At 52.7% G+C, this 13,208-nt stretch carries 15 protein-coding genes; 4 read left to right on the top strand and 11 right to left on the bottom strand.

The window, feature by feature from the left end; genetic code table 11:
* Positions 1–187: 187 nt before the first annotated feature.
* Together ACX9GU_RS15990 and ACX9GU_RS15985 are read right to left on the bottom strand one after the other, a co-directional pair.
* A complete protein-coding gene (locus tag ACX9GU_RS15990) occupies positions 188–472 on the bottom strand; it encodes a YciI family protein (RefSeq protein ID WP_260515341.1) in 285 nt (94 codons plus the stop codon).
* 60 nt (positions 473–532) lie between these two features.
* Entirely contained in the window at positions 533–1,453 is a 921-nt protein-coding gene (locus ACX9GU_RS15985; protein WP_473192189.1) for a Kdo(2)-lipid IV(A) acyltransferase, read from the bottom strand.
* Between the two features lie 312 nt (positions 1,454–1,765).
* Between ACX9GU_RS15985 and ACX9GU_RS15980 the strand changes: the two genes are divergently transcribed.
* Positions 1,766–1,927, top strand: a complete 162-nt coding sequence (locus ACX9GU_RS15980) for a histidine kinase (RefSeq protein ID WP_473192188.1) — start codon at positions 1,766–1,768, stop codon at positions 1,925–1,927.
* A 19-nt stretch (positions 1,928–1,946) separates the two neighbouring features.
* Here ACX9GU_RS15980 and ACX9GU_RS15975 read toward each other — a convergent pair whose 3' ends face one another.
* Positions 1,947–3,044, bottom strand: coding sequence for an NADH:flavin oxidoreductase/NADH oxidase (locus ACX9GU_RS15975; protein ID WP_473192187.1), 1,098 nt, complete (start codon positions 3,042–3,044; stop codon positions 1,947–1,949).
* 208 nt (positions 3,045–3,252) lie between these two features.
* Here ACX9GU_RS15975 and trhO point away from each other — a divergent pair, with 208 nt between their 5' ends.
* A complete protein-coding gene (gene trhO / locus ACX9GU_RS15970) occupies positions 3,253–4,305 on the top strand; it encodes an oxygen-dependent tRNA uridine(34) hydroxylase TrhO (RefSeq protein ID WP_473192186.1) in 1,053 nt (350 codons plus the stop codon).
* Between the two features lie 65 nt (positions 4,306–4,370).
* Here the strand turns inward: trhO and ACX9GU_RS15965 are convergent, their stop codons facing one another.
* A complete protein-coding gene (locus tag ACX9GU_RS15965; protein WP_024528533.1) occupies positions 4,371–4,949 on the bottom strand; it encodes a YceI family protein in 579 nt (192 codons plus the stop codon).
* Positions 4,950–4,975: 26 nt separating this feature from the next.
* The gene (locus ACX9GU_RS15960; RefSeq protein ID WP_473192185.1) at positions 4,976–5,530 is read right to left on the bottom strand and encodes a cytochrome b; all 555 of its coding nucleotides are present in this window, start codon (positions 5,528–5,530) and stop codon (positions 4,976–4,978) included.
* A gap of 428 nt (positions 5,531–5,958) precedes the next feature.
* Here ACX9GU_RS15960 and ACX9GU_RS15955 point away from each other — a divergent pair, with 428 nt between their 5' ends.
* A complete protein-coding gene (locus ACX9GU_RS15955; protein WP_473192184.1) occupies positions 5,959–7,017 on the top strand; it encodes an AI-2E family transporter in 1,059 nt (352 codons plus the stop codon).
* A gap of 3 nt (positions 7,018–7,020) precedes the next feature.
* Here ACX9GU_RS15955 and ACX9GU_RS15950 read toward each other — a convergent pair whose 3' ends face one another.
* The 6 genes from ACX9GU_RS15950 to pyrC all read right to left on the bottom strand — a co-directional run bounded on the left by ACX9GU_RS15950 (position 7,021) and on the right by pyrC (position 11,407).
* Positions 7,021–7,662 (bottom strand): LuxR C-terminal-related transcriptional regulator, encoded by a 642-nt coding sequence (locus ACX9GU_RS15950; RefSeq protein WP_473192183.1) that lies wholly within the window; start codon positions 7,660–7,662, stop codon positions 7,021–7,023.
* A 214-nt stretch (positions 7,663–7,876) separates the two neighbouring features.
* Complete coding sequence (gene solA / locus ACX9GU_RS15945) at positions 7,877–8,989, bottom strand: N-methyl-L-tryptophan oxidase (protein WP_179248032.1); 1,113 nt, start codon at positions 8,987–8,989, stop codon at positions 7,877–7,879.
* A 145-nt stretch (positions 8,990–9,134) separates the two neighbouring features.
* Complete coding sequence (gene bssS / locus ACX9GU_RS15940) at positions 9,135–9,389, bottom strand: biofilm formation regulator BssS (protein ID WP_024485935.1); 255 nt, start codon at positions 9,387–9,389, stop codon at positions 9,135–9,137.
* A 241-nt stretch (positions 9,390–9,630) separates the two neighbouring features.
* Entirely contained in the window at positions 9,631–9,909 is a 279-nt protein-coding gene (locus tag ACX9GU_RS15935; RefSeq protein WP_021178316.1) for a hypothetical protein, read from the bottom strand.
* A 134-nt stretch (positions 9,910–10,043) separates the two neighbouring features.
* Positions 10,044–10,283: a DNA damage-inducible protein I gene (dinI, locus tag ACX9GU_RS15930; protein WP_021178315.1), complete on the bottom strand. Its 240-nt coding sequence runs from the start codon at positions 10,281–10,283 to the stop codon at positions 10,044–10,046.
* A gap of 74 nt (positions 10,284–10,357) precedes the next feature.
* Positions 10,358–11,407 (bottom strand): dihydroorotase, encoded by a 1,050-nt coding sequence (pyrC, locus tag ACX9GU_RS15925; RefSeq protein WP_473192182.1) that lies wholly within the window; start codon positions 11,405–11,407, stop codon positions 10,358–10,360.
* 310 nt (positions 11,408–11,717) lie between these two features.
* On the opposite strand from pyrC, the gene ACX9GU_RS15920 reads away from it, so the two are divergent.
* Positions 11,718–13,190, top strand: coding sequence for an IS1182 family transposase (locus ACX9GU_RS15920; RefSeq protein ID WP_473192181.1), 1,473 nt, complete (start codon positions 11,718–11,720; stop codon positions 13,188–13,190).
* Positions 13,191–13,208 lie beyond the last annotated feature (18 nt).

Here is a 13,208-nt window from a genome sequence, read left to right as displayed (position 1 = left end):
AGGTTTCCGTGCGGGGAAGAGATGCCTGGCGATTGCGCAAGGCAAAAAAAAGTTAGCCTGGTAAGTATGCGCTTAATAACGCAGGTTATCAATTGAGCAGTCGTGTGATTTTGCGTGAAAATGAAATAAAGTTTTAAAACGGAGAATGACAATTATTCCCGCGCAGGACAACGCGGGAACGAGGGGTTCAGGCACCGGCCAAGGCTTCGAATCCGGCGCTGGTAGTGGTGAGAGCGACGTTTGTCACCTCATAATTGGCCACGGCGACGAAGGGGTCTTCTGCCAGGATGGCATCCAGCTTGGTGCGCTCCATGTCTTTTACCAGGATCACGCCGCCGGTACGTGGGTTCTTACGGCCAGAGGCAATAAAGCTGCCGGCTTGAAAATGGTGCTTCAACCACGCGATATGCCCTTCAAGATGGCTTTCTACTTCTTCAATCGGGCGGTGGTAGGTCAGGCTGACGATATACATAGCAGCTCCTGTTTGCTGGGAAAATGACAATATCATGCGGGCCATCTCGGCCCGTAGTGATTAATAGAGAGAAGGCTCACCTTCTGGGCGGGTCTTGAAGCGGCGGTGAAGCCACATATATTGATCCGGCGCCATCAGGATCTCTTTTTCTACCACCTTGTTCATAAAGGCTGCAGCCTCGACTTCGTTATCCAGCGGGAAATTTTCCACCGCTGGCTGCATGATGAGTTCGTACCCTTTGCCTTCTGGCAGGCGGCGTGGCGTAAAGGGAATGATCGCCGGTTTCCCCATGCGTATCAACACATAGCTGCCGGTGGTGGTCGCTGCTTTTTCTACTGCAAACAGCGGGGCAAACACGCTGCTGCGCGGGCCGTAGTCATGATCCGGTGCGTACCAGATTATCTCACCCTGTTTCAGGGCGCGGATCATCCCCTTGACGTCTTTACGATCCAGCATGGATTTGTTCGAGCGCATACGGCCCCAGGTCTGTAGCCAGTCCATCAGCTTGTTGTCGTGCGGACGGTAAACGCCGATCCCCGGATTGTGGATGCCAAAGATACGAGCACCCAACTCCAGCGTCAGGAAATGCAGGCCGATCAGCAGCACCCCTTGATGATTGTCCCGTGCCTTTTGAATGTGCTCCAGGCCGCTGACGCTGAACCAGCGCTCGATACGCCAGTTGGGCCAGAACCAGGCCATGCCGGTTTCAAACAGCCCCATGCCCACGGATTCGAAGTTCCTGGTGATCAACGCATCACGTTCGGCCCTTGGCATATCCGGAAAGCACAGTTCCAGGTTACGCTCGGTTATCGCTCGCCGGCGTTTGAGGAAACGCATTGAAAAGCGACCCAGCCCGGTCCCCAAACGATAAATAATTGGGTATGGCAGCAGGACCAGCAGGTAGAGTAGGGCGATGCCAAACCAGGTAAGCCAGTAGCGTGGATGCAGTAAAGATCGATTGAAAGAAGGAACTTGCGTCATGGGTTCTCAGCTTAGAAGCAGTCATTTAACAGTAATAACAGATAAGATGCGTAGACACGTCGAGTTGCGGGTCGCCATAAGAATTTTTTGCTGACCACGGGTTGCTTGAACGACTCGGTCTATGCGATGGTTTTCTGTCGTTTATAGTAGCGTATTGTGACATTTTTCTTATGTAACAGGAAAACTCACCGCATTAAAACACCCTATTTAGGTTTAAATCAGGTGCGGTTGCTGGTTTTTTCGTCAAAATAAGTAAGAATCGACCTATAGCTCAGGCAGTGTTTCATGCGTTTATTGATTCAGGAGGTAACTATGTGGGCATCATGGTTAAGCGCAGGGCTATTGGTGATCGGTGGGTTGCTTGGCTGTCTTGGAGCTTATATGCAGTACAACCCTTTGCTAGCCGTAGCGGGGATTGGGCTGTTGGCGGGTGCGATTATCTCTGGGGCGACTGAATGGTCAAGCGGGCGCTAAACACCCGCTTGAGGCCGTTTTAATGGTCTTTGAATAATCCTTTCACCCGGTGTGGTTCAGAACGCCAATACTGTGGCGGAGCCTGCACTTGGGCCCCCAGTTTGGCGGCCGCGTGCCACGGCCAGCGGGGGTTATAGAGAATACCGCGCGCTAGTGCGACCATATCGGCCTGACCGGTGGCAACGATCGCTTCTGCCTGCTCCGGTTCGGTAATCAGCCCCACGGCGATGGTTGGCATCCCCACTTTATGCTTGATGGTTTCGGCAAACGGTACCTGGTAGTTCGGCCCCACCGGGATTTTTTGCTGCGGCGACAGGCCGCCGCTGGAAATATGAATGTAATCGCAGCCTAATTCCTTTAAGGCGCTGGTCAGCTCAACGGACTGCTGTTCGTCCCAGCCTCCTTCAACCCAGTCACTCGCGGAGATCCGCACACCAAGCGCTTTATTGGCCGGGAACGCCGCCCGTACCTCGCTGAAAATCTCCAGCAACAATCGCATACGATTTTGCAGGCATCCGCCGTATTGATCGGTGCGCTGATTGGCCAGTGGAGATAGGAACTGGTGTAACAGGTAACCATGTGCCCCGTGCAGTTCGATCAGATCGAAGCCGAGGCGGTCGGCGCGCCGTGCCGCTGCAACAAACTGTGCCTTTAACTGCTCAATTTGCTCCAGGCTCATGGCCTGTGGAGCCTCATCCTGAGGGTTAAAGGGCTGGGCAGAGGCAGAGAGCGTTTGCCAGCCTCCCTCACTCTTGGCCAACTGGGCACCGCCTTGCCAGGGAAGGGCGCAAGAAGCTTTGCGGCCAGCATGCCCCAGTTGGATCCCCAAAGGCATGGTGGCGTGTTTTTTCACCGCTTGAACCACGTCGGCAAGTGCCTGTTCGGTAGCGTCGTCCCACAGGCCCAGATCCCCCGGAGAAATACGTCCTGCCGGTGAAACCGCAGTGGCTTCCACAATCAGCAAACCCGCCCCGGAAAGGGACAGATGGCCGAGGTGCATCGTATGCCATTCTGTGGCTTTACCGTTGTCGGCAGAGTACTGGCACATGGGAGCGATAATGATGCGGTTAGGCAATCGCAGTAGCCCCAGGGTGATCGGCGTAAACAGCTGGCTCATAATTTCCTCATGGTCCGTCAAAATTCGTTGCTAAAACGTGCACTAGGCTTATCGGTATTTGCCAATAACGTCAAGCTTTGTGCGGAAATCATTACCGCTGGGTTAATGCTGTGTTGCCGTCTCTTTTCGGGTATCATGTGCGCCGCGCGCGGGCTAACGGCCCGTGGGCACTCAATCAGTCACCTCCCGAAAGACAGGAAAGTACACCATGCCAGTGTTACATAACCGAATTTCTAATGAGGAACTGAAGGCGCGTATGCTGGCCGAAGCCGAGCCACGCACCACAGTTTCTTTTTATAAATATTTCACCATTGACGACCCCAAGGCATTTCGCGATAGCCTGTATATTCAGTTCGATAAACTGAAGGTGTTTGGCCGTATCTATGTGGCCAAAGAGGGTATCAATGCGCAGATCAGCGTGCCGCAGAGTCACTTTGACGCGTTCAAAGCCGTGCTGTTTGCTTCGCATCCGGCTCTGGATCAGGTACGCCTGAATATTGCGCTGGAAGACGATGGCAAATCCTTCTGGGTGCTGCGTCTGAAAGTGCGTGAACGTATTGTGGCCGACGGGATTGAAGATGAGACCTTCAACCCAGCCAATGTGGGTGAGTATCTGCAGGCCGATCGCGTTAACCAGATGATCGACGATCCGAATACGGTGTTCGTTGATATGCGCAACCACTATGAGTACGAGGTTGGGCACTTTGAGAAGGCGATCGAAGTGCCTTCCGACACGTTCCGCGATCAGCTACCGATGGCGGTGGAGATGCTACAGGAGCAGAAAGACAAAAATATTGTCATGTACTGTACCGGTGGGATCCGTTGTGAGAAAGCCAGCGCCTATATGCTGCATAATGGCTTCAAAAACGTCTATCACGTGGAAGGCGGTATTATCGAATATGCCCGCCAGGCGAAGGCGCAAGGGTTGCCACTGAAGTTCATCGGCAAGAATTTTGTGTTTGACGAACGCATGGGGGAACGTATCTCAGAGGACGTGATTGCCAACTGCCATCAGTGCGGTGCGCCATGTGATACTCACACCAACTGCCTGAACGACGGCTGCCATCTGCTGTTTATCCAGTGCCCAAGCTGTGCCGAGAAGTTTGCTGGCTGTTGCAGCGAGACCTGCCGTGAAGAGCTGAAACTACCGCGTGAAGAACAGCGAGCCCGCCGGGCTGGCCGCGAGAATGGCGTAAAAATCTTCAATAAGTCCAAAGGGCTGTTGCAAACCACCATGCATATCCCAGAACCGAAAGAGTAGGGTGTTGCACGTAGGATAGAAACAAGGGCGCTGAAATTCAGCGCCCTTGTTGTATAAAGAATATATTACTTCTCGCGAACGCCTTCGACCGAGATGATCAGCTCAACTTCCTGGGAAGCCGGGCCGAGGTCGGTGGTGATGCCAAAGTCTTTCAGCTTGATTTTACCGTTGGCTTCGAAACCGGCGCGGTAACCGCCCCAAGGATCTTTACCTTCGCCGACCAGTTTGGCTGCCAGTGTGACCGGCTTGGTTACGCCGTTCAACGTCAGGTTGCCGACTACGGCATAACCTTCACCGTCTTTTTTCACTTCGGTAGAGGTAAAGGTAGCCTGCTTGTTCTTTTCGACGTTCAAGAACTCGGCGCTGCGCAGGTGTTTGTCACGCTCGGCGTGGTTGGTGTCTACGCTGGCGGTGTTGATGGTTACGTTGACTTTATCGTTAGCCGGGTCTTTTTCGTCGAAGGTGAAGCCACCGTCAAAATCTTTGAAAGAGCCATAAATCCAGCTGTAGCCCAGGTGCTGGATGCGGAATTCGATAAAGGCGTGTTGGCCTTGTTTGTCGATTTTATAATTGGCAGCCAGAGCGGAACCTGCGTTCAACAGCAGGGCGCCCGCGGCCAGGCCTAATACGGTTTTCTTCAACATAGCAATATCTCCATAAATCCAAAGGGTTAATCGGTGCTGCGACCCAGCATCCGTTTTAAAGTAACATCACCATCAATAAAGTGATGTTTAAGCGCAGCCAGGGCGTGCAGTACCGAAAGCACGACGACGGCCCAAGCCAGATAAAGATGGATAGCCCCGGCGGTGTCGGCCTGCTGTGGCAAACCGGTCACGCTGGCCGGTACGTCAAACCAGCCAAATACGCTGATTGCCTGACCATCGGCGGTCGAGATCAGGTAGCCGCTGATCAGGATGGCGAACAGCACGGTATAGAGTGCGATATGCGCAAGCACGGCACTGATATGCGTAAGACGGCTATAACTGGCCAGAGGCTTGGGCGGCGGTGAGACAAAGCGCCAAACCACTCGTACCACCATGACGATAAACAGCAGCGTGCCAATACTTTTGTGGATCTCCGGCGCCTGGTGATACCAAACGTCGTAGTAACCCAGTGTCACCATCCATAATCCGAGGGCGAACATGCCGTAAACGGTCAGCGCTACCAGCCAGTGGATCAGCACAGAAACGTGACCAAAGCGGTCGGCGGTATTTTTCCAGAGCATCAGTTTTCCTTACAAAACTCATTTACCGACAGCAATACTTAAACTTTAAGAAACATAAATCAATAATAAATTTAACTAAGTAACATCATAAAAATATTAATCAGTAGATTTGTTTGAGTTGTAGCAAGTTGGTCAAAGGAATCGTTGGAGAGAGGGTTTTTTGGGCAATATTGGGGAGGCACTGGCCAATTGAAATCTATCAATTTTATTCTTCATTGTCAGCTTTTGTCATTTTTCGTAAATACCACCAGAAATCTTGGCAAATAAATGAATAACGACTAGCGCCTATTATTTGCTCGCCCTGCCAACCAGGATTAATTTAATTCCTTCAGCTACTTGAGGCTAATATGCCTGCGACAGCAAGGAATAATTTGCTAACATGTATTTATCAATGGCTCTGGCGGGCCTGTATCACACAAGGAAATTTCATGGGCATACCCGATTTTAATGACCGCAAGCTACGTTTGATCATGATGCTGGCCATGCTGGTGGTGATCCTGGCTGGCATAAAGGCGGCGGCAGATATTGTGGTGCCATTCCTGCTGGCGGTGTTCTTGGCCATCGTGTTAAACCCGTTGGTGCTGTTACTGGAACGCTTTCGTGTGCCCAGAGCGCTGGGGGTGTCGCTGTTGGTGATTGCCATCGTTGTGCTGTTGCTGACCTTGATCGGTATGCTGGGTGCTTCATTAAATGAGTTTGCTCGCTCCTTGCCGCAGTATCGGGGCATGATGCTGGAGAAGCTGGGTGAACTGCAATACCAGGCACAACGCCTCAATCTGGATATTACCTTCTCGGCAGATGCGGTGGTCAAATACGTCGACCCTGGTGCCACCATGAACCTGGTGACTCGCCTGCTGGGACACCTTTCCGGGGCGATGACCAGCATCTTCCTGTTATTGATGACGGTGGTCTTTATGCTGTTTGAGGTGAAGGTATTGCCGTTTAAGCTGCAGCAGGCGCTGGATAATCCTACCGAAGGGATGGCCACTATCCGCCGGGCCTTGCAAGGGGTCACACACTATCTGGTGATCAAGACCGCCATCAGCCTGGCAACTGGTCTGATCGTCTGGGGCTTTCTGAGCTGGGTTGGCGTTCGCTTTGCCTTTATCTGGGGCATGATGGCGTTCATGTTCAACTATGTGCCCAATATTGGTTCGATCATCGCCGCTATTCCGCCGCTGATCCAGGCTTTGCTGTTTAACGGCTTTGCCGATGCGGCCGTGGTGGCTGCGGGCTATATTCTGATCAACCTGATCATCGGTAATATGCTGGAACCGCGGATCATGGGCCGTGGGCTGGGGCTTTCTACGCTGGTGGTGTTCCTTTCCCTGATCTTCTGGGGCTGGCTGATGGGGCCCGTGGGGATGCTGCTTTCGGTCCCCTTGACCATTATCGCGCGCATTACGTTGGAAACCATGGATGGAGGACGCAAAATGGCCATGCTCCTCGGTGATGGGCGCCAGATAAACGAAATCACGCCGAAATAAGGCTTAAACGGCGGCCCGCAGCTCTGACGAAGCCGAACCCACCGGCTTAAAGGCGGTGGGTTCTGGCGGATAGAAATAGCGCAGTATGTTATACAGCGAATAAAATTCCAGCCGGTTACGCACGGTGATTTTTTCGGTGATATGGCGTTTATGCACGTACACCGTATGGGCGCTGATCTGTAATTTCTTGGCGATGCGGTAATTCGGCATTTCGGACATCCAATAGCGCATAACCGTCAACTCTTGCGGGCTGAAAAGCGAATGAGCTTCTTCATCCGTCATTAGCTCACTTGGGATTTTACTTAGCGTTTGTAGCGCAATGGGTAGCACGGCTTTGTTGAATAAAAAAGTATTGCTGGCGATGCGCAGCGGGCTTTCACTGTAGGGATAAGGAACATCCAGATAAATATACACCGTGGCACGCCAGGCCGCCGTGATAAACGCTGAAAGCAGTTGATTATCTGTTGTGCAACGGCAGTAGTTGGACAGATTCACCAAAATATGGCTGGGTTTGAAACTGGCCAGTAGAGGGAGCGCGGTGTCGATGTCTGGGCAGCAGTTTACTGACGTAAACACGTTGTCAGTAAAGTGGTTGGCAATCCCAATACGAGTGAAACAGCATTCGTCCACAACGAGTAGTTTCATAGTGACGTCCTTGTTGAAGATACAAAACGGCTAGAGCCTAATTATGTAAAATAGGCCTTACCCGGCTGTGGGATCAATTCGGAAATCCAGTGTCTATAGGAAGATATTTCCGTCCATAGCTTATTTTTAAGTAATATCAGTATGTTGGTGTGTTTATATCGCTGGGGTTTTCCCCTGCCGCTGGCCAGAGCGGGGCGAACAGGGGATGGAACGGTCAGAAACGCCGCAGGCTGAAGGGCGTGATATCCAGGGATGAAGGTTTATCTTGCGCAAACAACGCGGCTATCTCACCCAGTACGCTGGCAAACTTAAAGCCGTGACCACTCAGGCCGGTGATCACCATCAGGCGTTGGCAGTCAGGCAGGGTGTCGATGATAAAGTCTTCATCCGGGCTCATATCATAGCTACAGGCTTCACCGTGCAGACAGACGCCAAGCCCTGGCAGGAAGTGGCGCAGAAAGCCGAATACTTCGGTACCGTCGCTGGCCAGGGAGCCGAACGGCTTGCGCTGATCCGCTGTCTCCATCGGTTGTCCACCATCATGTTTACCGACCTTTAAGCCGTCATTCTCGGAGGGAAAACCGTAGTAGTGGCAGCCGTCTTGCGCTTCAACGGTGAAAGCCGGAAAGCGGTTGTTTTCGCTGTAACGGCCATCGGCCTGATACCAGGAAAACACCTTACGCACCGGTGAAACAGGAAGCTGTGGTAACAGATTTTTAACCCAGGTTCCCGCGCAGACCACGGCTTTACGCCCTTGGTAGCGCCCCTCTGAAGTAACAACCTCAACCCCTTGATCGATTGGCTCGATGGCGGTTACCGGGCAATTAAACAGTTGGGCGCAGCCCGCTTCTCTGGCCAATCTGACGTAGCTGGCAACAATCAGTTCCGAGCGCAGTATTCCTGCATCTGGTTCGAACAGGCCGACATAACCCGCTGGCGCGGTGAATTCTTGCCAGCGTTGTTGGATCTGTTCGGCGCTCAGTAACTCGGTATTGAGGTTAAAGTTTTTGGCACTGCGCTGTGCCGTGGTGACAAATTCACTGTCTTGTGGCCCCAGGGTGAGCACGCCACAGGGATGAAACAGCTTGTCACCGCTTTTCTGCTCTAATCCGTTCCACAGTGCCTGGGCACGCAGCAGAAAAGGCACATATTTTTCGCCCTCGCCGTAGGCATGGCGGATGATGCGGGTATCGCCGTGGTGGCTGCCCTGACGATGCGGGGGGAAAGCGCTGTCGATCATTAAGACCTTAAGGCCTGCGGCTGTCGCATAATAGCCTGCAGCAGCCCCAACCGAGCCGCTACCCACGATGATCAAGTCATATTCCACGTGCCATGTCCTTTCTTTGATGTGTCGCTGATGGCGGATATGATAAGAGTTTGGCGGCGGTAATGCACCAGGAACCGATGCGGGCCGATACAAAAGAAAAGGCGCCGGTTAATTGCCGACGCCTTAGCGGTTGAGGGTGAATAGGTTAATGTTTTCTTCTATCAAGGTCTAAATAATCCGTAGATTCTATCTTGGCGATGCCAGCCTCTAAAATATTGATCAATTGGCGGGCAACGTCTGTGGTTAGCCAAAGAGTCCGATCCACTTGCGCTTCTTCGGCTGTTTGGTCTAGTGAAGACAGGTAATGAAGGCGAATCATCATGGCATCATAAACATCGACGGTACTGATATCCCAGCCAACAAGCGGATGTGTCTGTATTACTTCATCATTTCTGTCCATAAAGACCCCTTATCAAGTAGTGACTAGCTGGAGTTACTAACGAGGATCAATGCGTCTCATCTTCATGATGAGCTTTTACAGTATACGCATTCAGGATCTGGCGTGGGGTGTTTTCCTGCGGTTTATTGCAAATAAATATTTTTTGCGTAATTAATCGGCTAACGGAGTGGATAGCTGAGGGTTTTATGTAAAGGGTTGGGGCAGCGGCATGCTGCGCCCGTGCTTAAGTCATCTAACAATATTACTCTTCAGCGGCAGGAGGAAGTTTCACGTGCGCATGACTTTCCAATTCGGCTGCCAGATGGGCGAAATGCTTTTGCATTTCAGGATCGCGGTTCTGATTTTGTGCTTCCAGTTTCAGGCTGTGGATCAGCAACTGGTTGGCTTTGTCATTCAAGCCAAAAGACAAATAAGAGAAAGCGACTTCGAGCACGCTCAGACGCCGTTTTTGATCGGCGATCAGGGCCAGTAACTCGCCAAAGGTCATCGCTTCTTCGGGCTTGTCTTTATCCGGAACCATTGTTTACACCTTTGTTGCACCATAAGTTGTCTAATCATTACAGACCACAAGTGCTGTTTCTTCCAGGCAAAACGACGATACGACAGAAACAAAAAAGCCGGAGAGCGACCCCCGGCAACAACTACATTGCAGAATTATTCTGCACTGAACCAATCGTCGGCACTTTCCCAGGTTTCCTGGAGTATCTCCTCGATCAGGTCTTTATCTGTTTTGGCACCGCCCATGACGGAGAGGCCATTGGCACCTGCATAACGGATCTGGACGGTAGTGTCAGGAAACTGGCGATTGACCCGTTTACTGAATTCGCCGGTCAGGGCTTCGATAGCCCCCGGCGGCAGTGGTTTGGTTTTATCTATAGTGACTTCAACACGCATAATTGCCCCCGGAACTGTCTACTGGGTATTTATACAGTTAACTGGCTCCGGAGGCAAGAGCAGAAATTAAATATTTAGCAGTCGGTCACAGACCAGTTGATGGTCTCACCGGCCAGGAAGGGCACCACGGCTTCATTACCCAAAGTGATCTCGTCTGGCTGGGCCACCGGCAGGCGTTGCAGCGTGATAAAGTCCTGGTTAACCGGCAAGCCGTAGAAGCGCGGGCCGTTCAGCGAGCTGAAGGCTTCCAAGTGCTCCAGCGCGCCCAATTGTTCAAACACGGTGGCGTAGGCGGGCATCGCGTTCGGGGCGTTAAATACCCCTGCGCAGCCACAGCTGGTCTCTTTACGGTGTTTGGCATGAGGTGCCGAGTCGGTGCCGAGGAAGAAGCGGTCACAACCGCTGGCAACGGCGCTGCGTAACGCTTCCTGATGGATGTTACGCTTGAGGATCGGCAGGCAGAACAGGTGTGGCCGGATCCCCCCCACCAGCATGTGGTTGCGGTTAAACATCAGATGCTGTGGCGTAATGGTGGCACCAAGGAAACGATTGCCTTCCTGCACGTACTGAGCGGCTTCCCGTGTAGTGATATGCTCGAATACGATTTTTAATTCCGGGAACTGGCGGCGTACCGGCTCCATCACCTGTTCGATAAAGCGAGCCTCGCGATCGAAGATATCCACGCTGGCATCGGTGACTTCGCCATGGATCAGCAGCGGCATACCGATCTTCTGCATCTGTTCAAGCAGGGGATAAATCCCGGTCACATCGCTCACGCCGTGGCTGGAGTTGGTGGTGGCATTGGCTGGATAGAGCTTGGCGGCGGTGAACACCCCTTGCTCAAACCCGTTGACCAGCTCCGTCGCAGCCAGGGAATCCGTCAAGTAGCAGGTCATCAACGGCGTGAAGTTATGTTCTGCGGGGAGGGCTGCCAGAATACGTTCACGATAGCTACGTGCCGCGGCAACGGTGGTGATCGGTGGGGCCAGGTTCGGCATCACAATCGCCCGGCCAAACACCTGACTGGTATAGGGCAGAACCGTTTTCAGCATGTCGTCGTCACGCAAATGGATATGCCAGTCGTCAGGGCGGCGGATTTTCAGGGCTTGGGGTTGTGCGGTCATGGTGCAGAGCTCCGGCGGTCAAAAAATCTTAATAAAAGCGAATAAACGAGGGTTATTCACGCCGGGGTGAAAGGATAAGCGGAAAACGTTTTGGATGCATCTGTTAGTTAATGACAAGTTGAAATCAGTTGGCTTACTCGATCGGAGCAACTTGAGGCATTGGACATTAACAAACTGAAAAGGAGGGCCTGAGTGTTCAGTAGTAAGAAAAAACCCGCCATCTAGGCGGGTTCAGATTGATGACAAAGTCCTGGCCGTGAGGCCAGGACTTTGATCTAATAAGGTCAGTGCAAAAAACGGACTGACTGCCATGCTCAAAGAACCCTCTCCCCAGCAATACCAGTTTGAAACCATTACCCTTGATGAACTGGTTCCCGAAGACCATCTGGTTCGTCAAATCGATGCCGCTATCGACTTTGAATTTATCCGCGAGGCCGTTGCTCATCTCTATTGCCCCGATAATGGCAGGCCCGCTATCGACCCCGTTCGCCTGATTAAAATGATGCTGTTGGGCTACCTCTTCGGTGTCCCCTCCGAGCGCCGTCTGGTCAAGGAAATCCAGGTCAATGTCGCTTACCGTTGGTTCCTGCGTATGGGGCTTACCGAGAAGGTCCCCGACGCCTCAACCCTGAGCCAGAACCGCATTCGTCGCTTCAACAACAGCGATGTCTTCCAGCAGATTTTTGACCATATCGTGTTACAGGCTCTGGGTCAGGGCATGGCCAACGGGCGCGTACTTTACACCGACAGTACCCACCTGAAAGCCGATGCCAACCCACGCAAGGCCGTGAATGAACTGCGCCCTGAAGGGGTCAGTGAATACTTCACACAGTTGAATTACGCCGTGGAGGCCGACAGGAAGAAACGCGAAAAAAAGCCGCTGCCCGCCGCAAGAAAAACAACCAAAAACGACGCCGTTAAAAACACCAAAGTCAGCATCACCGACCCGGAAAGCGGCTTTATGCACCGGGACAACAAGCCAAAGGGCTTCTTCTATCTGGACCACCGCACGGTGGACGGCAAGCACGGCATCATCATGGATACCCATGTCACGCCGGGCAATGTGCACGATAGCCAGCCGTTCATCGGCAGGCTGGCACGGCAGGTGGAGCGGTTCAACCTTGATACGGTCGCCGTGGGTGTGGATGCGGGCTATTTTACCTCGGCGGTGTGCCATCTGACGCAGGAGATGGATATCGCGTTGGTGCCGGGCTATCGCAGGCCACACAAAGGCCTGAATGACTTCCAGAAAAAGCACTTCAGGTATGACGAGGCGCGTGATGTGTATGTGTGTCCGGCGGAGGAACTCCTGATATACAGCACAACGGACCGCAACGGCTATCGGCATTACCGTTCAGCCCCGGCAGTGTGCCAGCGGTGCGAGCAGAGAGGGCAATGCACGCAGAACAGCAAGGCACAGAAAACGATAACGCGGCACGTATGGGAAGCCTCGAAAGAGGAGGCCAACAGGTTGCGACTGACGAAATGGGGCAAAAAGGTGTATGCGCGGCGCAAGGAAACGGTGGAAAGAAGCTTCGCGGATGCGAAACAACACCATGGACATCGATATGCGCGGTTCCGTGGTCTGTCGAAAGTGCAGATGCAGTGCCTGCTAGCGGCCACGGCGCAGAATATGAAGAAGATGGCGCTGCTGGCGCTTCTTTATCACCTTTATGCCTGGTTAAAAGCGTCCCTGGAAGCCGAGAAGAACCCGATAGGGGAGAGGAAAGGTCAAATGATGGGGTTATGGAAAAATATCGCGATCGCGACCTGCGGTCGCTAAGAAAGACTAACCCCACCT

The organism is Serratia sp. K1WW1, assembly GCF_055790865.1.
Note: the sequence above shows the minus strand (reverse complement) of the source record. Positions and strands in the feature narration are given on the sequence as shown.

Bases quoted from the DNA above. Each gene is read 5' to 3' on its own strand.
- ACX9GU_RS15980 (WP_473192188.1), top strand. From the start codon at position 1,766: ATGTGGGCATCATGGTTAAGCGCAGGGCTATTGGTGATCGGTGGGTTG.
- ACX9GU_RS15935 (WP_021178316.1), bottom strand. From the start codon at position 9,909: ATGGTTCCGGATAAAGACAAGCCCGAAGAAGCGATGACCTTTGGCGAG.
- dinI (WP_021178315.1), bottom strand. From the start codon at position 10,283: ATGCGTGTTGAAGTCACTATAGATAAAACCAAACCACTGCCGCCGGGG.
- ACX9GU_RS15960 (WP_473192185.1), bottom strand. From the start codon at position 5,530: ATGCTCTGGAAAAATACCGCCGACCGCTTTGGTCACGTTTCTGTGCTG.
- trhO (WP_473192186.1), top strand. From the start codon at position 3,253: ATGCCAGTGTTACATAACCGAATTTCTAATGAGGAACTGAAGGCGCGT.
- ACX9GU_RS15990 (WP_260515341.1), bottom strand. From the start codon at position 472: ATGTATATCGTCAGCCTGACCTACCACCGCCCGATTGAAGAAGTAGAA.
- ACX9GU_RS15955 (WP_473192184.1), top strand. From the start codon at position 5,959: ATGGGCATACCCGATTTTAATGACCGCAAGCTACGTTTGATCATGATG.
- pyrC (WP_473192182.1), bottom strand. From the start codon at position 11,407: ATGACCGCACAACCCCAAGCCCTGAAAATCCGCCGCCCTGACGACTGG.
- ACX9GU_RS15950 (WP_473192183.1), bottom strand. From the start codon at position 7,662: ATGAAACTACTCGTTGTGGACGAATGCTGTTTCACTCGTATTGGGATT.
- bssS (WP_024485935.1), bottom strand. From the start codon at position 9,389: ATGGACAGAAATGATGAAGTAATACAGACACATCCGCTTGTTGGCTGG.
- ACX9GU_RS15985 (WP_473192189.1), bottom strand. From the start codon at position 1,453: ATGACGCAAGTTCCTTCTTTCAATCGATCTTTACTGCATCCACGCTAC.
- ACX9GU_RS15965 (WP_024528533.1), bottom strand. From the start codon at position 4,949: ATGTTGAAGAAAACCGTATTAGGCCTGGCCGCGGGCGCCCTGCTGTTG.
- ACX9GU_RS15920 (WP_473192181.1), top strand. From the start codon at position 11,718: ATGCTCAAAGAACCCTCTCCCCAGCAATACCAGTTTGAAACCATTACC.
- ACX9GU_RS15975 (WP_473192187.1), bottom strand. From the start codon at position 3,044: ATGAGCCAGCTGTTTACGCCGATCACCCTGGGGCTACTGCGATTGCCT.